The following is a 19,409-nucleotide window of genomic DNA, read 5'->3' on the forward strand; positions in this document are numbered from 1 at the left end:
TCAGTCGCCCCAATATGGGGGTAGGGATGACGGTCTACAAGGGTAGTTGGGCAAGGAACTGGCGTTGTCGCCTGGTTTACGCGGTTCCGTCGCTGGCCTGTATGCGCCTGATCGCGGGGCAAGCCCGCGATCAGGGGTACAGCATTACGCCGAAAATACCGCAGATGGGGCTAGATCAGCTAGAGAACCGCGAAGGTTCCCTGGGCCTTGGCTACCAGCTTGTCGTGCTGAAGCACGTCGGCGTCGACCACCAGCGTGCGCCGGCCGGCGTGCAGCACGCGCGCGATGCAGCGCACCTCGCCCTCGCTGACCGCGCGCAGGTAGTTGATCTTGCACTCGATGGTCACGCTCTGCTGGTCGAAGCCGTGGCTGGCCGAGCAGGCCAGGCCCATGGTGATGTCGACCAGGCTGAAGATCGCCCCGCCGTGCAGCTTCTGGCCACGGTTGCGCAGGTGCGGCGCGAGCGCCAGGGCCACCTCTGCAACGCCCGGGTCCAGGCGTTGCAGGCGGCAACCCAGCAATTGGCTGAAGGCGCTTTCGACGTACTCTTTCGGTACGTCCATCACTTCTTCTTCAACTGCTTGGCGTTGGCGAACAGCGCGGCCATGGCGTTGTTGGCCGGTGCCGCGGCAGTGGTCTCGCGCTGGCGCGGCGCCTGCTGCTGGCGGTTGCCGCCCTGGCCACGGTTACCGCCGCGGTTGCCCTCGACCTTCTCGCCCGGGGTGTCGCCCATGCGCATGGACAGGCCGACGCGCTTGCGCGGGATGTCCACTTCCATGACCTTGACCTTGACCACGTCGCCGGCCTTGACCGCTTCGCGCGGGTCCTTGACGAACTTCTCCGACAGCGCCGAGATGTGCACCAGGCCATCCTGGTGCACGCCGATGTCGACGAAGGCCCCGAAGTTGGTGACGTTGGTCACCACGCCTTCGAGGATCATGCCCGGCTCCAGGTCCTTGAGGTCCTCGACGCCGTCCTGGAAGGTGGCGGTCTTGAACTCGGGGCGCGGGTCGCGGCCGGGCTTGTCCAGCTCCTGGAGGATGTCGGTGACGGTCGGCAGGCCGAAGGTTTCGTCGGTGAACTGCTTGGGGTCCAGGCGCTTGAGGAAGCCGCTGTCGCCGATCAACGAGCGGATGTCGCGCTCGGTGCCGGCGGCGATGCGCTGCACCAGCGGGTAGGCCTCAGGGTGCACCGCGGAGGCGTCCAGCGGGTTGTCGCCGTTCATTACCCGCAGGAAGCCGGCGGCCTGCTCGAAGGTCTTCTCGCCCAGGCGGCTGACTTTCTTCAGTGCCGCGCGGGTGGCGAACGGGCCGTTGGCGTCGCGGTGGGCGACGATGTTCTGCGCCAGGGTGGCGTTGAGGCCCGAGATGCGGGTCAGCAGTGCCACCGAGGCGGTGTTGACGTCCACGCCCACGGCGTTCACGCAGTCCTCGACCACGGCGTCCAGGCCACGGGCCAGCTTCACCTGCGACACGTCGTGCTGGTACTGGCCGACGCCGATGGATTTCGGGTCGATCTTCACCAGTTCGGCCAGCGGGTCCTGCAGGCGACGGGCGATGGACACGGCGCCACGGATCGACACGTCCAGGTCGGGGAACTCGCGGGCGGCCAGTTCAGAGGCCGAATACACCGAGGCGCCGGCCTCGGAGACCATGATCTTGGTGATCTTCAGGGCCGGGTACTTCTTGACCAGCTCGGCCACCAGCTTGTCGCTCTCGCGGCTGGCGGTGCCGTTGCCGATGGCGACCAGCTCCACCGAGTGCTTGGCGCACAGTGCGGCCATGATGGAAATGGTGCGGTCCCAGTCGTTCTTCGGCGCGTGCGGGTAGACCGTGGTGTAGTCCAGCAGCTTGCCGGTGGCATCGACCACGGCGATCTTGCAGCCGGTACGCAGGCCTGGGTCGAAGCCCAGGGTGGCGCGCGGGCCGGCCGGTGCGGCCAGCAGCAGGTCGTGCAGGTTGTGGGCGAAGACGTTGATCGCCTCGCCTTCGGCGTTGTCGCGCAGCTCGCCGAACAGGTCGGTTTCCAGGTGGGTGTAGAGCTTGACCTTCCAGGTCCAGCGCACCACTTCGCCCAGCCACTTGTCGGCCGGGCGGTTGCGGTTCTCGATGCCGACATGGCTGGCGATCATCAGCTCGCATGGGTGCAGGGTGCCCGGCAGCTCCTCGCCGACCTTCAGCGAGGCGCTCAGCACCCCTTCGTTGCGGCCACGGAAGATCGCCAGGGCACGGTGCGACGGGGCGCTGCGCAGCAGCTCGTCATGGGCGAAGTAGTCGCGGAACTTGGCGCCTTCCTCTTCCTTGCCGGCGACCACGCGGGCGCTCAGCACCGCCTCGTGCTTGAGGAAGCTGCGCAGCTTGTCGAGCAGCGCGGCGTCTTCGGCGAAGCGCTCCATGAGGATGTACTTGGCGCCCTCGAGCGCGGCCTTGACGTCGGCCACGCCCTTTTCGGCGTCGACGAAGCGCGCGGCTTCGCTTTCCGGGGTCAGCTGCGGGTCGTTGAACAGGCCGTCGGCCAGCTCGCCGAGGCCGGCTTCCAGGGCGATCTGGCCCTTGGTGCGGCGCTTCTGCTTGTACGGCAGGTAGAGGTCTTCGAGACGGGTCTTGGTGTCGGCCAGCTTGATCTCGCGGGCCAGCTCCGGGGTCAGCTTGCCCTGCTCCTCGATGCTGGCCAGGATGCTGGCGCGGCGCTCGTCGAGTTCACGCAGGTAGCGCAGGCGCTCTTCCAGGTGGCGCAGTTGGGTGTCGTCCAGGCTGCCGGTCACTTCCTTGCGGTAGCGGGCGATGAAGGGCACGGTCGATCCTTCGTCCAACAGGCCCACGGCCGCTTCGACCTGCTGTGGGCGCACGCCCAGTTCCTCGGCGATACGGCTGTTGATGCTGTCCATGAAAACCACCTGACAAATAGTGAATGCAAGGCCGCAGGCGGGCGTTCGGCCCCGGCGGCGCTGGGTGAAAGCCGCGCATTATACCCATCGTGCCGGGCTTGCGGTGATGGCCTGGCGCCAGCTGTCGACAGGGCGGCAGTGGCACGCCGGGAAAAATCTGCTAACAATGCACACGGCACGCGCGGCAATGGCTACGCCATAATGCGCGGCGATATCAGAGGAGTAATTCATGACCAGCACCGCAAACGCCACCGATGGCGACAAGATTCTCATCGTCGACGACGACCCGGGCCTGAGCAGCCTGCTGGACCGTTTCTTCACCAGCAAGGGCTTCCGTGTCCGTACCGTGCCCAATGTCGAACAGATGGATCGCCTGCTGGCCCGTGAAGTGTTCAACCTGGTCGTGCTCGACCTGATGCTGCCGGGCGAGGACGGCCTGTCGGCGTGCAAGCGCCTGCGCGCCTCGAACAACCAGATCCCGATCATCATGCTCACCGCCAAGGGCGACGAGCTTAGCCGCATCAAGGGCCTGGAGCTGGGTGCCGACGACTACCTGGCCAAGCCGTTCAACCCCGACGAGCTGGTGGCCCGGGTCAAGGCCGTGCTGCGCCGCCAGGCCCCGGCCGTGCCGGGCGCGCCGGGCAGCGAGGACGAGACCGTCACCTTCGGCGACTACGAACTGTCGCTGGCCACCCGCGAACTCAAGCGCGGTAGCGAAGTGCACATGCTCACCACCGGCGAGTTCGCCGTGCTCAAGGCGCTGGTCATGCATGCCCGTGAACCGCTGACCCGCGACAAGCTGATGAACCTGGCCCGTGGCCGCGAGTGGGACGCCCTGGAGCGCTCCATCGACGTGCAGATCTCGCGCCTGCGCCGGATGATCGAGCCCGATCCGTCCAAACCCCGCTATATCCAGACCGTCTGGGGCGTGGGCTACGTCTTCGTGCCGGACGGAAACGCCGGCAAATGATTCTGTCGGTGCGTCCGGGTGCAGCAGGGCGGCTCATGCGAGTCGCCCTGTTTTCGTCTGTGGCGCCCGGCCTTTCAGCACAGTAGTTGATCGATGAAAACGCCTCTCTGGTTTCCGCAAAGCTTCTTCGCCCGCACCCTCTGGCTGGTGCTGATCGTCGTGCTGTTCTCCAAGGCACTGACGCTGGTGTACCTGCTGATGAACGAGGACGTGCTGGTCGACCGCCAGTACAGCCACGGGGTGGCCCTGACGCTGCGGGCGTACTGGGCGGCGGATGAACAAAACCGCGAGCAGATCGCCGAGGCCGCCGGGCTGATCCGGGTGACCGGGGCCGGCGTGCCCGAGGGCGAACAGCACTGGCCGTACAGCGAGATCTACCAGCGCCAGATGCAGGCCGAGCTGGGCGATGACACCGAGGTGCGGCTGCGTATCCATGCGCCGCCGGCGCTGTGGGTGAACGCGCCGAGCCTGGGCCCGGGCTGGCTCAAGGTGCCGCTGTACCCACACCCGCTGCGCGGGCAGAAAATCTGGAACGTGCTGGGCTGGTTCCTGGCCATTGGCTTGTTGTCCACCGCCTCGGCATGGATTTTCGTGCGCCAGCTCAACCAGCCGCTCAAGCGCCTGGTGTTCGCCGCCCGCCAGCTCGGCCAGGGGCGCAGCGTGCGCCTGCCGATCAGCGACACGCCCAGCGAGATGACCGAGGTGTACCGGGCATTCAACCAGATGGCCGAGGATGTCGAGCAGGCCGGGCGGGAGCGCGAGCTGATGCTGGCCGGGGTGTCCCACGACCTGCGCACACCGCTCACCCGCCTGCGCCTGTCGCTGTCGCTGATGGGCAACGACAGCGATCTCAGCGATGACATGGTGCGTGATATCGAGGACATGGACGCGATCCTCGACCAGTTCCTGGCGTTCATCCGCGATGGACGTGACGAACCGGTGGAGGAGGTCGACCTCAACGACCTGATCCACGAAGTGGTGGCGCCGTTCAACCAGCACAAGGAACAGGTGCGCCTGTGCCTGGAGCCGATCCCGCCGTTCCCGCTGCGCCGGGTGTCGCTCAAGCGCATGCTGGGCAACCTGATCGGCAACGCGTTGCATCACGCCGGCAAGGGCGTGGAGGTGGCGGCCTATGTGTCGGGTGACCAGAGCGCGCCCTACGTGGTGCTCAGCGTGCTCGACCGTGGCGCGGGCATCGACGAGTCGGAGCTGGAGACCATCTTCAACCCGTTCATCCGTGGCGACCGGGCGCGCGGCGGCAAGGGCACCGGGTTGGGGCTGGCGATCGTCAAGCGGATCGCCGCTCAGCATGGCGGCAACGTGGAGTTGCGCAACCGCTCCGGTGGCGGGATCGAGGCGCGGGTGAGATTGCCGCTGGGGCTGTTGCTGCCGCGTAACGCCGTTTAAAGACAAGCCCAGCCCTTTGTAGGAGCCAGCTTTGCTGGCGAAGAGGCCCGCACCGGCAGCATTGGACAGTTGCCTTGCGCTGCCGCTGCTGGCCCCTTCGCCGGCAAGCCGGCTCCTACAGGGTGTAGCGTATGCTTATCCTTTGCCCTTGGTCCGCGTCTGGTTCGGCCCGCTGTTCTTCTCCAGGTGCTCGATGATCATCCCGGCCACGTCCTTGCCGGTGGTGACCTCGATGCCTTCCAGCCCAGGCGATGAGTTCACCTCCATCACCAGCGGCCCGTGGTTCGAGCGCAGGATGTCCACGCCGGCCACGCTCAGGCCCATCACCTTGGCGGCGCGAATGGCGGTCATGCGCTCTTCGGGGGTGATCTTGATCAGGCTGGCCACCCCGCCCCGGTGCAGGTTGGAGCGGAACTCGCCGGGCTTGGCCTGGCGTTTCATCGAGGCGATTACCTTGTCGCCGACCACGAAGCAGCGGATATCGGCGCCGCCAGCCTCCTTGATGTACTCCTGGACCATGATGTTCTGCTTCAGGCCCATGAACGCCTCAATCACCGACTCGGCGGCCTTGGTGGTTTCGCACAGCACCACGCCGATGCCCTGGGTGCCTTCGAGCACCTTGATCACCAGCGGCGCGCCGTTGACCATCTGGATCAGGTCGGGGATGTCGTCCGGCGAGTGGGCGAAGCCGGTGATCGGCAGGCCGATGCCGCGCCGCGACAGCAGTTGCAGCGAGCGCAGCTTGTCGCGCGAGCGGGCGATGGCCACCGACTCGTTGAGCGGGTAGACGCCCATCATCTCGAACTGGCGCAGCACCGCGCAGCCATAGAAGGTGACCGATGCGCCGATGCGCGGGATCACCGCGTCGAACCCTTCCAGCGGCTTGCCGCGGTAGTGGATCTGCGGCTTGTGGCTGGCGATGTTCATGTAGGCCCGGAGCGTGTCGATCACCACCACTTCATGGCCCCGCTGGGTACCGGCCTCGACCAGGCGGCGGGTGGAATACAGACGCGGATTGCGCGAGAGCACAGCGATCTTCATGCAGCACCTGTGACAGGGGAAAGGGTGGCCGGGAAGGCCGGTTTGTCCTGAACGTACTTGAGGCCGGGGTTGACCACCAGTTGGCCGTGGATCAATGCCTTGGATCCGAGCAACAGCCGGTAGCGCATGTTCTTGCGGCAGGCCAGGGTGAACTCCACCTCCCATACCCGGTCGCCGAGCGCCAGGCTGGTGCGGATCACGTAGCGCGCCTGGGCCTGGCCGTTGGAGCTCTTGATGCGTTTCATGGTCACCAGCGGCGCCTCGCAGCGACGGTGACGCAATTGCACCACCGAGCCCAGGTGGGCGGTGAAGCGTACCCACTGCTGGCCATCGCGCTCGAACGGCTCGACGTCGGTGGCGTGCAGGCTGGAGGTGCTGGCGCCAGTGTCGATCTTGGCGCGCAGGCCGGCAACGCCGAGGTCGGGCAGGGCGACCCACTCGCGCAGGCCGATCACAGTCAGGTGGTCAAATGTCTTCACGAGGCGTGCCCTGTGGATAAGGGGATGAACTGTAATGACGGCACGGATTTTTTGCATCCGTCAGTCACGGTAGTACAGTTCCGTGAAAGACAGAATTCGAGGAAAAACCATGGCACAAAAGCCTGAAGACGAAGACAAGGTCCGCCTGGACAAATGGCTGTGGGCGGCGCGTTTCTACAAGACCCGCGCGCTGGCCAAGGCGGCCATCGAAAGCGGCAAGGTGCATTGTCGTGGCGAGCGCTGCAAGCCGGGCAAGGAACCGCGGGTGGGTGACGAGTTCGTTTTGCGCACCGGTTTTGACGAGCGCACGGTGCGGGTCAAGGCGCTGTCGCTGGTGCGTCGTGGCGCGCCGCAGGCGCAGGCGTTGTACGAGGAGACCGCCGAGAGCGTGAAGCGGCGCGAGCAGGCGGCCGAAATGCGCAAGGCAGGGGCGATGGGCGTGACCACCGATGGGCGGCCGAACAAAAAGCAGCGGCGGCAGATTCACCAGCTGCATGGCAGTTTCGAGTAATCGCCGGGCAAGCCCGCGCCCACGCAGGCACACCGTGGCGCGGGCTTGCCCGGCGATCGGTCGATCAGGCGTTGCGCATGACGCTCATGCGCCCGATCAGCGGCAACTTGCCGAACAACCGGAACAGCGGCGCCGTCCAGCGCACCAGCGCCGCACTGGCCTTGGCCGCCAGGGGAGTGTGGCAGCTCCAGCCCAATGCCAGCACCGCCATCAGCAGGCCGCCGATGTAGTCGTCCTGGCCCCAGTGGGCACCGGCCACCAGGCGCGGCAGCATGAACAGCAGGGCCAGCGCCCAGATTACCAGGTGCTGCATCAGGCGGCGGCTGAACAGGCTCATGAACAACGCCCAGATCAGCAGCACCGAGGCGTGGTCACCCGGGAAACTCTGGCTGGAGCGGTCCTTGAGTTCCCATTTCTTTTCCATGTTCGGGTAGAAGTCGCTCAGGTGCACGGCATTGTCGAACACCATCGATGGGCTATTGTGTTGCCAACCCATTGCGCTGACCCACTTGGAAAACAGCGCGCGAACCACCACTAACAGGAGCAGGGTCACCAGGAAGCCGAAAAATGCCTGGCGCACCTGCACGGCCTTGAAGACCCAATCGCCGCGAATCAGCAGCGACAGCATGATCAGCCCGACCAGGATGTCGAATGGACGCAGGCTGCCGACGGCCCAGATGGAGCGCCAGACGACATTGTCGGCCAAGGGCGCGTTGAGGCTATGGAACAGCCATTCGTCGAAAGTCAGGCACAGGATCTGGCCAACGGGCCATAACCAGAAACACAGTAGAGCGATGGGCAGCAGGGTGCAGGCTGCCAGGGGTCCCCAGGACCACCTCGCTTGGAACAGTGGTCGATTGTCCATAAGATACCTCGATCTCCTAACGTGAAATGAGCGCCTCGTGAGCGCTCTGCGACGGACTTTTTAGTCTCCGGACATTATTTTGTCATCATTTTCAGATAGCCAGACAACCATGAGCGACTTGCCAGATACCGATTTCACCCAACGTTTCATCTTCGACGAGCGCGATGTGCGCGGCGAGATGGTCGCGCTGGAACGCAGCTACGCCGAGGTGCTGGCCAAGCACGCCTATCCGCAGCCGGTCCAGCAACTGCTCGGCGAGCTGATGGCCGCCGCCGCGCTGCTGGTCGGCACCTTGAAGTTCGATGGCCTGCTGATCCTCCAGGCGCAGTCCCAGGGCCCGGTCCCGCTGCTGGCCATCGAGTACACCAGCGAGCACGACATTCGTGGCCTGGCGCGCTATGAAGCGGAGCAGATCGAGGCGCACGCCAGCCTTGCCGACCTGATGCCGGGCGGCCACCTGGTGCTGACCATCATTCCGGTCAACGGCCAACGCTACCAGGGCACTGTCGAGCTGGACGGCAAGGACCTGTCGGAGTGCTTCACCAACTACTTCGTCATGTCGCAGCAGATCAACACCTGTATTTCCCTGGCTGCCGATGGCCAGCGCGCCCGTGGCCTGCTGGTGCAGCAACTGCCGGCCGACCGCCAGAAGGACAGCGAAGAGCGCGAGGAAAGCTGGGCCCACGTGAAGGCCCTAGCCAACACCGTCAAGGCCGAGGAGCTGCTTGGCCTGGACAACGAAACCGTGCTGCACCGCCTCTACCACGAGGATGCCGTGCGCTTGTTCGACATCCAGCCGCTACGCTTCAAGTGCAGCTGCTCGCGCGAGCGTTCGGGCAACGCCCTGGTCAGCCTCGGCGAGGCCGATGCCACGGCGTTGGTGGCCGAATGTGGCGGCACTGTCGAGATCGATTGCCAGTTCTGCAACGAGCGCTATCTGTTCGATGCCACCGATGTCGCGCAATTGTTTGCCGGCGGTGGCACCGAGGCGCCCTCAGAAACTCAGCACTGAAACGGTTCACTACAGGACTATCTCCTGTCGAATTGCGCAAAAGCGCAGTTCTGACAGGAGGGGCCTACTTTTTTTGGGCTTTTCTGGCATAATCCGGCCACTTTTTTCGCTGTAGTAGTTTTTTTAAGACAACTACAAAACGTTTGGAGCACTCGGCCTCGGGCCGGATGGGGTATCTCATGACGCAAGCCAACAACACCGTGTACACCGACCTGAGCGTCGATGAGCTGGTAAAAGAAGCGCTGTCCCGCGGTGAAGGCGTGCTGGCCGATACCGGCGCGCTGGTGGTGGAAACCGGTCACCGCACCGGTCGTTCGCCGGCTGACCGTTTCATCGTCGAAGAACCTTCCACCCAGGACCAGATTGGCTGGGGCCCGATCAACCGCAAGTTCCCGGCCGACAAGTTCGATGCCCTGTGGAACCGCGTCGAGGCGTTCAACAACGCCCAGGATCACTTCGTATCCTACGTTCACGTAGGCGCTGCGGCCGAGCACTACCTGCCGGTCAAGATGACCACCCAGACTGCATGGCAGAACCTGTTCGGGCGTTGCCTGTTCATCAACCCGGTCCAGTACAACCCGGCTGGCCGCGGTGAGTGGCAGGTGCTCAATGTCGCCAACTTCGTGTGCGAGCCCGAGCGCGACGGCACCAACTCCGATGGCTGCGTGATCATCAACTTCGCCCAGAAGAAGGTGCTGATCGCCGGCATGCGTTATGCCGGTGAAATGAAGAAAGCCATGTTCTCGGTGCAGAACTTCCTGCTGCCGGCCGCCGACGTGCTGCCGATGCACTGCGCCGCCAACATTGGCGAAGCAGGCGATGTGACCCTGTTCTTCGGCCTGTCCGGCACCGGCAAGACCACCCTGTCGGCCGATGAAAGCCGTTACCTGATCGGTGACGACGAGCACGGCTGGGGCGAGGGCGTGGTCTTCAACATCGAAGGCGGTTGCTACGCCAAGTGCATCGACCTGTCCGAGAAGAACGAGCCGGTCATCTGGAAAGCCATCAAGCATGGCGCAGTGCTGGAAAACGTCGTCATCGACGATGCCAAGCACGCCGACTACGCCGATGTCAGCCTGACCCAGAACAGCCGCGCAGCCTACCCGCTGACCCACGTGGCCAAGGTCTCCGAGAAGAACCTGGGCGGCGAGCCGAACGCGGTCATCTTCCTGACCTGCGACCTGACCGGCGTGCTGCCGCCAGTGTCGATCCTGAACAACGAGCAGGCGGCCTATCACTTCCTGTCTGGCTACACCGCATTGGTCGGCTCCACCGAAATGGGTTCGGGCAGCGGCATCAAGTCGACCTTCTCCACCTGCTTCGGCGCACCGTTCTTCCCGCGCCCAGCCGGCGTTTACGCCGAGCTGCTGATCAAGCGCATCAAGGCGTTCGGCTCCAAGGTCTACCTGGTCAACACCGGCTGGACCGGCGGTGGCTACGGCGTTGGCAAGCGCTTCAGCATCCCGACCACCCGTGGCGTGATCGCGGCTATCCAGGGCGGCGCGCTGGTCGGTGCCGAGACCGAGCACCTGGACATCATCAACCTGGACGTGCCGAAGGCCGTTCCGGGCGTCGAGACCGAGCTGCTCAACCCACGCAACACCTGGGCTGACAAAGCCGCCTACGACGAAGCGGCCAAGGGCCTGGCCGGCCTGTTCATCGAGAACTTCAAGAAGTTCGACGTATCCGATGCCATCAAGGCCGCCGGTCCGCAACTGTAAGGTTGCGACACGGTTGCACGAAGAACCCGGGCCTGGTCCCGGGTTTTTTTATGCCGGGCGAATGCCTCTGGGGCATTTTTTTCATGCACTCAGGGCATGGTCGGGCCCCGATTTGGCTGCAGCCCTTGGATTGCGGGGGCTGGAACAAGCATCCAAATCAATTAGATTTAAAAGTTCTAGACTTAATATAAAAAAGTACTTAATTGCATAAGCCTCTGGCGTCGATGATTCAGCCACACACCTGAATCGAGACCCAGGAGTTTGAGCAATGGGTAATGTCCAGACGGCCGTCAGGGCCTACGACCAGCCATGGCACCCGGCAGCGGGTGACCTGGTCGAGCTCGGGCGCACGCTACGTCTGCCGCTTGGCCAGCAACGCCTGCAGCGCGCGCCGGTCAGTGGCCTGAAGCGCCGCGACCAACTGGCGCTGGGCCTGCTGGTGCTGGCGCTGCACGGCGCCGCGGCCTACTGGGTCAGCCAGGCGCCGACCCCGGCGCTGCCGATCGTGCCGCCCCAGATCCCCCCCATGACCATCGAGTTCGCCGCGCCGGCACCGCCGGTCGTTGCCCCACCGCCCCTGGCACCTGCGGTCGAGCCGCCGCCGCCACCGCCGGTGGTCGATGAACTGGCGGCCAAACCTAAGCCCAAGCCAAAACCGCTACCCAAGCCGGTGGCTAAGCCCAAGCCAGAACCCAAGCCCGAGCCAAAACCAGCCCCGGCCCCTGCTGCGCCACCTGTGGCCGCTGCGCCGCCTGCTGCGCCGGCCCCGGTGACGCCGCCGTCGGCCAATGCCGCCTACCTGAAGAACCCGGCGCCGGAGTACCCGCAGATGGCCCTGCGCCGTGGCTGGGAGGGCACCGTGCTGCTGCGCGTCGAAGTGCTGCCCAGCGGCAAGCCGGGGCAGATCCAGGTCCAGCAGAGCAGTGGTCGCCCGGCCCTGGACGAGGCCGCGCTGGCCGCGGTCAAGCGTTGGAGCTTCGTCCCGGCCAAGCAGGGCGAGGTGGCACAGGCGGGCTGGGTCAGCGTGCCCATCGATTTCAAGCTTCGTTAATTCGCGATCGCACAAAGGAAGGACTACATCATGAGCCTGTTGGCATCCCCTCTCGAGTCTGTTGAAAGCGCGGTCATCTGGCTGCTGGTGGGTTTCTCCGTCGCCACCTGGGCGCTGGCCTTGGTCAAGGTCGTGCAGTTCGTGCGCCTCAAGCGCCAGGACAAGCGCTTCCACCAGCAGTTCTGGGCCGCATCCAGCCTCGATGCGGCCGCGCAGATCAGCCAGGATCAGCCCGGGCCGGCGGCGCGGGTCGCCCAGGCCGGCTATGCCGCCATTGCCGTGGGCGAACCGGGCCAGGCCAGTGACCTGAGCCAGGCGATCAATCACCAGGACCGCCTCGAGCGTGCCCTGCGCCAACAGATCGTGCGCGAGCGGCGCTCGCTGGAAACCGGCCTGGCAGTGGTCGCCAGTATCGGCAGTACCTCGCCGTTCATCGGCCTGTTCGGCACGGTGTGGGGCATCATGGAGGCGCTCAAGGGCATCAGCGCGGCGGGCTCTGCGAGCCTGGAAACCGTGGCCGGGCCGATCGGCGCGGCGCTGGTTGCCACCGGTGTGGGGATCGCCGTCGCGGTGCCGGCGGTGCTGGTCTACAACTACTTCCTGCGCCGCCTCAAGCTGACCGCCGCCGACCTCGACGACTTCGCCCACGACTTCTATGGCCTGGCGCAGAAGAGTGCCTTCCGCGTGCTGCTGCACCCGGCGGCGCACAAGGCCCAGGCCGGTTTCACCCAGCCGGTGAAGGAGGCCTCCTGACATGGCCTTCTCGACCCAGGACAGCGACGAAGTGTTGAGTGAAATCAACGTCACGCCCTTGGTGGACGTCATGCTGGTGTTGCTGGTGGTGTTCATCGTCACCGCGCCGCTGCTGACCAACGCCATTCCCATCAACCTGCCCAAGACCGAGGCCGTGGCCCCGGTCGAGCAGAAGGATCCGTTGGTGGTGAGCATCGATGGCAGCGGCAAGCTGTTCATCAACAAGGACGAAATCCAGCCGGACCTGCTGGAGACCAATCTCAAGGCTGCCAAGGACAAGGACGCCGAACTGCGCGTGCAGTTGCAGGCCGATGATGGTGTGAACTACGGCGAGGTCGCGCGGGCGATGGCGGCCATCGAGCGGGCCGGGATCAGCAAGCTGGCGGTGATTACCGCGCGCTGACCGGCGCAACCCTCTTCAGGCAAGTGCTTAGGGGCCATTTTCCTTGGCAGGGGATGGCCCTTTTTTTTGTAGTCGGGCTGGATCCCTGTAGGAGCGGCCTTGTGTCGCGAAAGGGCTGCGAAGCGGCCCCGGCGATCTGTGCATAAACACTGAAATCCCGGGGCTGCTCCGCAGCCCTTTCGCGACACGAGGCCGCTCCTACAGGGGAGAGGCGCAGGGCTTAACACTGTGCAAGACAGTTGCTTTTAAATAATTTTGGTTATAAATAAATATCTTCTTATTCCTTTACGAATATAACCCTCTCCCTATACTTGCAGCCAAGCACGCAAACTTCCGGAGGCGTCCCCATGCGCAATGAGTCGATTCGTTACCTGATTGTGCCGGGCTGGCAAGGATCGCCAGACAACCATTGGCAGAGTCACTGGCAACGCAGCCTGCCCAACAGCGCCCGGGTCGAACAGCGCGACTGGCTCACCCCGCAGCGCGCGGACTGGGTGCAGGCGCTGGAGCAGGCCATCGACGCCGAACGCACGCCGGTGATCCTGATCGCCCACAGCCTGGGTTGCGTCACGATCGCCCACTGGGCCGCGCAGGCCAGCCCACAGCTGTTGCGGCGGGTGCGCGGAGCCTTGCTGGTGGCGCCGGCGGATGTCGAACGACCGACCTGCGCGCCGGCCTTGCGCAATTTCGCGCCGATCCCGTTGCAGGCCTTGCCGTTCCCCAGCCAGCTGGTCAGTTCCGACAACGACCCCGCGGTGAGCGTGCCGCGCGCGTTGCACCTGGCGCGGGCCTGGGGCGCCGAGGCCGGGCTGCTGGCCAATGCCGGGCATATCAACGTCAAGTCGGGCCATGAGCGTTGGGAGCAAGGCTTCGCCTACCTCTATCGCCTGCAGGCCCGTATCGACCAGCGCGCCTTGCGCCGCGCCTGAGGCGGCGGTTTTTCCTCGAACGCACTGAAGCCTCGGCACGCCATGGCCGGGGCGGGAGCATTGCATGACTTTCAACAGCCCTTTCGGCCAGCCGCTGCTGACCTTTCCGGAACAGGACAAGAGCCCGCTGAGCATCCGGGCCAAGGCCCTGGTGTTCGTCGATCCGCGCTCGCAGGCGTTGCGCCAGGCCCTCGAGCGCTTGGCGCCGCAACCGCTGCCGGTGCTGATTCGCGGTGAAACCGGCACCGGCAAGGAGCTGCTGGCGCGGCAGATCCATCGCGCCAGCGACCGCGGCGGCTTGTTCGTCTCGGTCAACTGCGCGGCGATCAGCCCAACCTATGCCGATGCCGAATTGTTCGGCTACAGCGCCGGCAGCCAGGGCGGCACCGCGAGCAGTCGGGCCGGCTGGTTCGGCTCGGCCAACGGCGGCACGCTGTACCTGGATGAAATCGCCGACCTGCCGCTGGCCATCCAGGCCAAGCTGCTGGCTGCGCTGGAGAACCGCGAGGTAACCCGGGTAGGTGCCGCGCACCCGCAGCCGGTGGACGTGCGCCTGGTGGCCGCCTCCAGCATCGACCTGGCCAGGGCGGTGCAAGCCGGGCGCTTCAACGAGCGGCTCTACCACTACCTGCACGAAGGCGAACTGGCCCTGCCGGCGTTGCGCGAACGTATCGGCGACATCCTGCCTCTGGCCGAGTACTTCGTCGGGATCTACAGCGTGCGCCTGGACCGCCCCGTGGCGCTGATCAGCGAGGCTGCCCAACAGGCGCTGGAAGCCCATGCCTGGCCGGGCAATACCCGCGAACTGGAGAACGTCATCCACTTTGCCCTGCTGGTCAGTGACGGCGAGGACATCCGCCCCGAGCACCTCGACCTGCCGAACCTCGACCCCTTGGCCAACCTGGCCCGCCAACTGGAGCAACTGGGCAGCAGCGGCGAGCCGCAGACCCTCGACACGCTGCGCCAGTTGCTCGCGCAGAACCTGGCAAGACTCGGCCAAGCCACACCCTAGAGCGCTGGGCGCGCGCTCATAAGAAAAGGCGGTGATCGCAGTTTGTTTTTGGAATAAGCAGCTAATCAAAAGATATTGTTACGGAATAAAAAATCCCGGTATCGTCGGCTGCATGTCCACCCGAACGGATGGGCACCCGACTCGCCATCTGCGATGGCCCAGCTCCAGAACAAGGATCACCATGAAAAAGACCCTGCTGACCACCGCCCTGGCCGCCGCCCTGTCGTTCACTGGCCTGGCCAACGCCGCCGAGAAACTGGTGGTCGCCGCCACGCCCGTGCCGCACGCTGAAATTCTCGAACTGATCAAGCCGACCCTGGCCAAGGAAGGCGTGGACCTGCAGATCAAGGTCTTCACCGACTATGTCCAGCCCAACGTGCAGGTCGACCAGAAGCGCCTGGACGCCAACTACTTCCAGACCCTGCCGTATCTGAAGAATTTCAACGAAGGCAAGGGCACCCACCTGGAGACCGTGATCGGCGTGCATGTCGAACCCTTCGGTGGCTACTCGAAGAAGGTCAAGAGCCTGAGCGAGCTGAAGGACGGCGCCACCGTCGCCATCCCCAACGAAGGCAGCAACAGCGGTCGCGCCTTGCTGCTGCTGCAAAAGGCTGGGCTGATCACCCTGAAGGACCCGAAGAACGCCCTGGCCACGCCCAAGGACATTGCCGAGAACCCGAAGAAGCTCAAGTTCAAGGAGCTTGAATCGGCCATGCTGCCGCGCGTGCTGGACCAGGTCGACCTGGACATGATCAACACCAACTACGCCCTGGAAGCCGGCCTGAACCCGGCCAAGGACGCCCTGGTGATCGAAGGCAGCGACTCGCCGTACGTGAACTTCCTGGTAGCCCGTCCGGACAACAAGGACAGCGCCGCCATCCAGAAGCTGGCCAAGGCCCTGACCAGCCCTGAAGTGAAGGCGTTCATCGAGAAGAAATACCAGGGCGCGGTACTGCCGGCGTTCTGATACGCGGCATCGACCAGCCCGGGCATGAAAAACGCCGACGCCATTGCGTCGGCGTTTTCGTTTGTGCCGTTGGCGCTGTTCGCTACGCGTTGGCCAGCGCCCGGCGCAGGGCCAGCAGCCATAGCAGTTGTTCGTTGGCGGTCGGCGAGCAAGGGCTGTTCATCGTTATCGTCCTTGTAGGGGTGATGGCCGTGCAAGACAGGATCTGAACCCCTTTGAGGGGCAATCTTGCTGAAAGATCCCCCCACGATGAACGATTTTTATCGTTAGCCCCGCCAGGGATATCGTTATGCAATATGGGTATTTATAAATTTCTTTTTATACCCGTAAAGTCTGTCCAACGTGCTTACCGGCACAACGCCATCTCTTATGAACGACGCCGAGCGACCCTCGTGCCGACCCTGGACGCACCCATGCCGTACCCTCTTGATCCCGTGCCGAGGCGCCAACCATGAGCTTCGACACCGCCTTCATGCTCAGCACCTTGCCGGCTTTCCTCAAGGCCGTGGGCGTGACCCTGCAGGTCGGGCTGATCGCCATCGCCACCTCGTTGCTGGTGGCGCTGGTCAACGCCACCTTGCTGGTATTGCGTACCCCGTACCTATGGCGCCTGGTCAAGGGCTACGTGGAACTGGCACGCAACACGCCGTTGCTGATCCAGTTGTTCTTCGTCTACTTCGCGCTGCCGAGCCTGGGGCTGAAAGTCTCCGGCTTCAGCGCGGCGATCATCACCATGACCTTCATGGGCGGCGCCTACCTCACCGAGGTGCTGCGCGCCGGGGTCGAGGCGGTGCCAACGGCGCAGCTGGAGTCGGGACGCGCCATCGGCCTGTCCGAAGGCCAACTGCTGCGTCATGTGATCCTGCCCCAGGCTGGCATCCTCAGCCTGCCGGCGCTGTTCGCCAACTTCGTGTTCCTGCTCAAGGAGACCACCGTGGTCTCGGCGGTGGCGGTGCCGGAGATCCTCTACACCACCAAGAACTACATCGCCCTGTACTACAAGACCTACGAGATGCTCGCCGTGCTGACCCTGTTGTGCGTGCTGATCTTCCTGCCGCTGTCGCTGCTGCTGCGCTACCTGGAACGGAGGCTGCAACATGGCCAGTTCGGGCTTTGAGCTGTTGCAGGTGTCGTTGCCGCAACTGGCGGCCGGCGCCGGGCAAACCCTGGCGATCTCGGCGCTGGGCATTGTCCTGGCGACCGTCGGCGGCGTGCTCTATGGTGTGTTGGCGAGCCTCGGCAATCGGCTGCTGAATGCCTTGCTGCAGGTGTACCTGGAGCTGTTCCGGGCGATCCCGGTGCTGGTCTGGTTGTACCTGGTGTTCTTCGGCCTGCCGATCTTCTTCGGCCTGAGCATTCCCGGTTTCTGGTGCGCGGTGCTGGTGCTGGGCCTGTGGGGCGCCAGCGAGGTCGGCGAGGTGGTGCGCGGCGCGTTGCGCTCGCTGCCCCGCGGCCAGCGCGAGGCCGGGCTGTCGATCGGCTTGTCCGGTTGGCAGCTGTACGGCTATGTGCTGCTGCCCCAGGCGCTCAAGCGCATGACCCCGCCGACCATCAACCTCTACACGCGCATCGTCAAGACCAGCTCGCTGGCGGTGCTGATCGGCGTGGTCGAGGTGATCAAGGCCGGCCAGCAGATCATCGAGCGCACCTACGAGTCGGTGCTGATCTACGGCGCGCTGTTCCTGTTCTTCTTCCTTGTCTGTTATCCGCTGTCCGCCGCCTCGCGCGTGCTCGAGCGGCGCTGGGCCCACGCATGAACCCATTGATCGAATTCCAAGGTTTCAACAAGTTCTTCGGCCAGCACCAGGTGCTCGCCGACATCGACCTGCAGGTGCACGCCGGCGAGGTGGTGGTGATCCTCGGCCCCAGCGGCTGTGGCAAGAGCACCCTGCTGCGTTGCCTCAACGGGCTGGAGACGGCCCAGGGCGGCAGCCTGCGGCTGGCCGGCGAGGAACTGCTCGGACCGGATACCGACTGGCGCCAGGTGCGCCAACGGGTCGGCATGGTGTTCCAGAGCTACCATCTGTTCGGCCACATGAGCGTGCTCGACAACCTGCTGCTCGGTCCGCTCAAGGTGCAGAAGCGCGAGCGCGCCGAAGCCCTGGCCGAGGCCGAGGCGCTGTTGGCGCGGGTGGGTTTGCTGGACAAGCGCGACGCTTTCCCGCGCCAGCTCTCCGGCGGCCAGCAGCAGCGCATCGCCATCGTCCGCGCGCTGTGCATGAACCCCCAGGTGATGCTGTTCGACGAGGTCACCGCAGCCCTCGACCCGGAGATGGTCAAGGAGGTACTGCAGGTGATCCAGGGCCTGGCCCGCGACGGCATGACCCTGCTCATCGTCACCCACGAAATGGCCTTCGCCCGCGCGGTGGCCGACCGCATCGTGTTCATGGAGGCCGGTAGGATCCTTGAACAGAGTCACCCCGAGCACTTCTTCACCCGACCGCGAACCGCACGCGCGCAGCAGTTCCTGGAGAAATTCTCGTTCGTCGAAAGCCTGCCCACGTCATCGCAAAAGGAACTGTCATGAAGACTGCCCCGTTCGCCAAACTGCTCGCGCCCTTGCTCGGCCTGGCCCTGCTGGCCGGCTGCAACCAGTCCGAGGAACCGGCCAAGCCTGCTGCCGCGTCGCCGGCCAGCAGCTACCTGGAAACCATCAAGGCCCGCGACAAGCTGATCGTCGGCGTGTTCACCGACAAGCCGCCGTTCGGCTTCGTCGATGAAAGCGGCCGCTACGTCGGTTTCGACACCGACATCGGCCGGCGTTTCGCCAAGGACCTGCTGGGCGACGAAAACAAGGTCGAGTTCGTTGCCGTCGAGCCGGCCAGCCGCATTCCGTTCCTGCAGAGCGACAAGGTCGACCTGATCCTCGCCAACATGACCGTCACCCCGGAGCGCAAGGAGGTGGTGGACTTCACCAACCCCAACCTGCGCGTGGCGGTGCAAGCCCTCGTGGCCGACGGCAGCCCGGTGCGCAAGCTCGACGAGCTGGCCGACAAGACCATCATCGTCACCACCGGCACCACTGCCGATATCTGGCTGAGCAAGACCCATCCGGAGTGGAAGCTGCTCAAGTTCGAGAAGAACACCGAGTCGCTGGCGGCCCTGGCCAACGGCCGTGGCGACGCCTACGCCCAGGACAATCTGATCCTGTTCAGCTGGGCCAAGCAGAATCCGGGCTACCGCGTGCTGCCGGACCTGCTGGGCGATGAAGCGCCGATTGCCCCGGCGGTGAAGAAGGGCAACACCGAGCTGCGTGACTGGGTGAACGCCGAGCTGGCCAAGCTGGGCGAGGAGCAGTATTTGCTCAAGCTGTACGACCAGTACGTGCGTAAAGAGCTGAGCGACGACACGAAGCCCGAGAGCGTGATCGTCGAAGGGGGCAAGTGGCAGGGGTGATTGTG

At 64.8% G+C, this 19,409-nt stretch carries 20 protein-coding genes; 15 read left to right on the forward strand and 5 right to left on the reverse strand.

The window, feature by feature from the left end; all coding sequences use genetic code 11:
* Positions 1-179: 179 nt before the first annotated feature.
* Positions 180-563, reverse strand: a complete 384-nt coding sequence (locus tag NJG22_RS16630) for a PaaI family thioesterase (protein ID WP_253096025.1) — start codon at positions 561-563, stop codon at positions 180-182.
* On the reverse strand, positions 563-2,887 hold the full coding sequence (locus NJG22_RS16635) for a Tex family protein (RefSeq protein WP_253096026.1): 2,325 nt from the start codon (positions 2,885-2,887) through the stop codon (positions 563-565). Before NJG22_RS16635 ends, NJG22_RS16630 begins: the two co-directional genes overlap by 1 nt.
* Positions 2,888-3,116: 229 nt before the next feature.
* On the opposite strand from NJG22_RS16635, the gene ompR reads away from it, so the two are divergent.
* Positions 3,117-3,857, forward strand: a complete 741-nt coding sequence (gene ompR, locus NJG22_RS16640; protein ID WP_217851894.1) for a two-component system response regulator OmpR — start codon at positions 3,117-3,119, stop codon at positions 3,855-3,857.
* A 93-nt stretch (positions 3,858-3,950) separates the two neighbouring features.
* Positions 3,951-5,264 carry an ATP-binding protein gene (locus NJG22_RS16645; protein ID WP_253096027.1) on the forward strand — a complete coding sequence of 438 codons (1,314 nt, stop codon included), beginning with the start codon at positions 3,951-3,953 and terminating at the stop codon, positions 5,262-5,264.
* Between the two features lie 135 nt (positions 5,265-5,399).
* On the opposite strand, the gene rimK is transcribed toward NJG22_RS16645, so the two are convergent.
* Positions 5,400-6,305, reverse strand: coding sequence for a 30S ribosomal protein S6--L-glutamate ligase (gene rimK, locus NJG22_RS16650; RefSeq protein WP_011531656.1), 906 nt, complete (start codon positions 6,303-6,305; stop codon positions 5,400-5,402).
* Positions 6,302-6,784, reverse strand: a complete 483-nt coding sequence (locus tag NJG22_RS16655) for an ATP-dependent zinc protease (RefSeq protein ID WP_134692903.1) — start codon at positions 6,782-6,784, stop codon at positions 6,302-6,304. The genes rimK and NJG22_RS16655 overlap by 4 nt, the downstream gene beginning before the upstream one ends.
* A gap of 109 nt (positions 6,785-6,893) precedes the next feature.
* On the opposite strand from NJG22_RS16655, the gene NJG22_RS16660 reads away from it, so the two are divergent.
* A complete protein-coding gene (locus NJG22_RS16660; RefSeq protein ID WP_253096028.1) occupies positions 6,894-7,295 on the forward strand; it encodes a S4 domain-containing protein in 402 nt (133 codons plus the stop codon).
* A 64-nt stretch (positions 7,296-7,359) separates the two neighbouring features.
* On the opposite strand, the gene NJG22_RS16665 is transcribed toward NJG22_RS16660, so the two are convergent.
* Positions 7,360-8,160 carry a phosphatase PAP2 family protein gene (locus tag NJG22_RS16665; protein ID WP_253096029.1) on the reverse strand — a complete coding sequence of 267 codons (801 nt, stop codon included), beginning with the start codon at positions 8,158-8,160 and terminating at the stop codon, positions 7,360-7,362.
* Between the two features lie 109 nt (positions 8,161-8,269).
* Here NJG22_RS16665 and hslO point away from each other — a divergent pair, with 109 nt between their 5' ends.
* From hslO to NJG22_RS16725, 12 genes are all read left to right on the forward strand, one after another.
* On the forward strand, positions 8,270-9,172 hold the full coding sequence (gene hslO, locus NJG22_RS16670) for an Hsp33 family molecular chaperone HslO (protein WP_253096030.1): 903 nt from the start codon (positions 8,270-8,272) through the stop codon (positions 9,170-9,172).
* Positions 9,173-9,351: 179 nt separating this feature from the next.
* Positions 9,352-10,893 carry a phosphoenolpyruvate carboxykinase gene (locus tag NJG22_RS16675; RefSeq protein WP_253096031.1) on the forward strand — a complete coding sequence of 514 codons (1,542 nt, stop codon included), beginning with the start codon at positions 9,352-9,354 and terminating at the stop codon, positions 10,891-10,893.
* A gap of 268 nt (positions 10,894-11,161) precedes the next feature.
* Complete coding sequence (locus NJG22_RS16680; RefSeq protein ID WP_253096032.1) at positions 11,162-11,944, forward strand: energy transducer TonB; 783 nt, start codon at positions 11,162-11,164, stop codon at positions 11,942-11,944.
* A 30-nt stretch (positions 11,945-11,974) separates the two neighbouring features.
* Positions 11,975-12,697 (forward strand): MotA/TolQ/ExbB proton channel family protein, encoded by a 723-nt coding sequence (locus NJG22_RS16685; protein WP_253096033.1) that lies wholly within the window; start codon positions 11,975-11,977, stop codon positions 12,695-12,697.
* A 1-nt stretch (position 12,698) separates the two neighbouring features.
* On the forward strand, positions 12,699-13,100 hold the full coding sequence (locus NJG22_RS16690) for a biopolymer transporter ExbD (RefSeq protein WP_028688526.1): 402 nt from the start codon (positions 12,699-12,701) through the stop codon (positions 13,098-13,100).
* A gap of 347 nt (positions 13,101-13,447) precedes the next feature.
* Positions 13,448-14,029 carry an alpha/beta hydrolase gene (locus NJG22_RS16695; protein WP_253096034.1) on the forward strand — a complete coding sequence of 194 codons (582 nt, stop codon included), beginning with the start codon at positions 13,448-13,450 and terminating at the stop codon, positions 14,027-14,029.
* A gap of 64 nt (positions 14,030-14,093) precedes the next feature.
* A complete protein-coding gene (locus NJG22_RS16700; protein WP_253096035.1) occupies positions 14,094-15,041 on the forward strand; it encodes a sigma 54-interacting transcriptional regulator in 948 nt (315 codons plus the stop codon).
* 181 nt (positions 15,042-15,222) lie between these two features.
* Entirely contained in the window at positions 15,223-16,008 is a 786-nt protein-coding gene (locus NJG22_RS16705) for a MetQ/NlpA family ABC transporter substrate-binding protein (protein WP_253096037.1), read from the forward strand.
* 451 nt (positions 16,009-16,459) lie between these two features.
* On the forward strand, positions 16,460-17,125 hold the full coding sequence (locus NJG22_RS16710; RefSeq protein ID WP_253096040.1) for an amino acid ABC transporter permease: 666 nt from the start codon (positions 16,460-16,462) through the stop codon (positions 17,123-17,125).
* Positions 17,106-17,765 carry an amino acid ABC transporter permease gene (locus tag NJG22_RS16715; RefSeq protein ID WP_217851917.1) on the forward strand — a complete coding sequence of 220 codons (660 nt, stop codon included), beginning with the start codon at positions 17,106-17,108 and terminating at the stop codon, positions 17,763-17,765. Before NJG22_RS16710 ends, NJG22_RS16715 begins: the two co-directional genes overlap by 20 nt.
* A complete protein-coding gene (locus tag NJG22_RS16720) occupies positions 17,762-18,535 on the forward strand; it encodes an amino acid ABC transporter ATP-binding protein (protein ID WP_253096042.1) in 774 nt (257 codons plus the stop codon). Before NJG22_RS16715 ends, NJG22_RS16720 begins: the two co-directional genes overlap by 4 nt.
* Positions 18,532-19,404 carry a transporter substrate-binding domain-containing protein gene (locus NJG22_RS16725; protein ID WP_253096045.1) on the forward strand — a complete coding sequence of 291 codons (873 nt, stop codon included), beginning with the start codon at positions 18,532-18,534 and terminating at the stop codon, positions 19,402-19,404. Before NJG22_RS16720 ends, NJG22_RS16725 begins: the two co-directional genes overlap by 4 nt.
* Positions 19,405-19,409: the final 5 nt, after the last annotated feature.

This window comes from Pseudomonas sp. VA159-2, from assembly GCF_024126635.1.
GTDB classification, from domain to species: domain Bacteria; phylum Pseudomonadota; class Gammaproteobacteria; order Pseudomonadales; family Pseudomonadaceae; genus Aquipseudomonas; species Aquipseudomonas muyukensis.

Coding starts and splice junctions, on each gene's coding strand:
- NJG22_RS16690 (WP_028688526.1), top strand. CDS start 12,699: ATGGCCTTCTCGACCCAGGACAGCGACGAAGTGTTGAGTGAAATCAAC.
- hslO (WP_253096030.1), top strand. CDS start 8,270: ATGAGCGACTTGCCAGATACCGATTTCACCCAACGTTTCATCTTCGAC.
- NJG22_RS16660 (WP_253096028.1), top strand. CDS start 6,894: ATGGCACAAAAGCCTGAAGACGAAGACAAGGTCCGCCTGGACAAATGG.
- rimK (WP_011531656.1), bottom strand. CDS start 6,305: ATGAAGATCGCTGTGCTCTCGCGCAATCCGCGTCTGTATTCCACCCGC.
- NJG22_RS16685 (WP_253096033.1), top strand. CDS start 11,975: ATGAGCCTGTTGGCATCCCCTCTCGAGTCTGTTGAAAGCGCGGTCATC.
- NJG22_RS16715 (WP_217851917.1), top strand. CDS start 17,106: ATGGCCAGTTCGGGCTTTGAGCTGTTGCAGGTGTCGTTGCCGCAACTG.
- NJG22_RS16665 (WP_253096029.1), bottom strand. CDS start 8,160: ATGGACAATCGACCACTGTTCCAAGCGAGGTGGTCCTGGGGACCCCTG.
- NJG22_RS16710 (WP_253096040.1), top strand. CDS start 16,460: ATGAGCTTCGACACCGCCTTCATGCTCAGCACCTTGCCGGCTTTCCTC.
- NJG22_RS16635 (WP_253096026.1), bottom strand. CDS start 2,887: ATGGACAGCATCAACAGCCGTATCGCCGAGGAACTGGGCGTGCGCCCA.
- NJG22_RS16705 (WP_253096037.1), top strand. CDS start 15,223: ATGAAAAAGACCCTGCTGACCACCGCCCTGGCCGCCGCCCTGTCGTTC.
- NJG22_RS16700 (WP_253096035.1), top strand. CDS start 14,094: ATGACTTTCAACAGCCCTTTCGGCCAGCCGCTGCTGACCTTTCCGGAA.
- NJG22_RS16680 (WP_253096032.1), top strand. CDS start 11,162: ATGGGTAATGTCCAGACGGCCGTCAGGGCCTACGACCAGCCATGGCAC.
- NJG22_RS16630 (WP_253096025.1), bottom strand. CDS start 563: ATGGACGTACCGAAAGAGTACGTCGAAAGCGCCTTCAGCCAATTGCTG.
- NJG22_RS16675 (WP_253096031.1), top strand. CDS start 9,352: ATGACGCAAGCCAACAACACCGTGTACACCGACCTGAGCGTCGATGAG.
- NJG22_RS16720 (WP_253096042.1), top strand. CDS start 17,762: ATGAACCCATTGATCGAATTCCAAGGTTTCAACAAGTTCTTCGGCCAG.
- NJG22_RS16725 (WP_253096045.1), top strand. CDS start 18,532: ATGAAGACTGCCCCGTTCGCCAAACTGCTCGCGCCCTTGCTCGGCCTG.
- NJG22_RS16645 (WP_253096027.1), top strand. CDS start 3,951: ATGAAAACGCCTCTCTGGTTTCCGCAAAGCTTCTTCGCCCGCACCCTC.
- ompR (WP_217851894.1), top strand. CDS start 3,117: ATGACCAGCACCGCAAACGCCACCGATGGCGACAAGATTCTCATCGTC.
- NJG22_RS16695 (WP_253096034.1), top strand. CDS start 13,448: ATGCGCAATGAGTCGATTCGTTACCTGATTGTGCCGGGCTGGCAAGGA.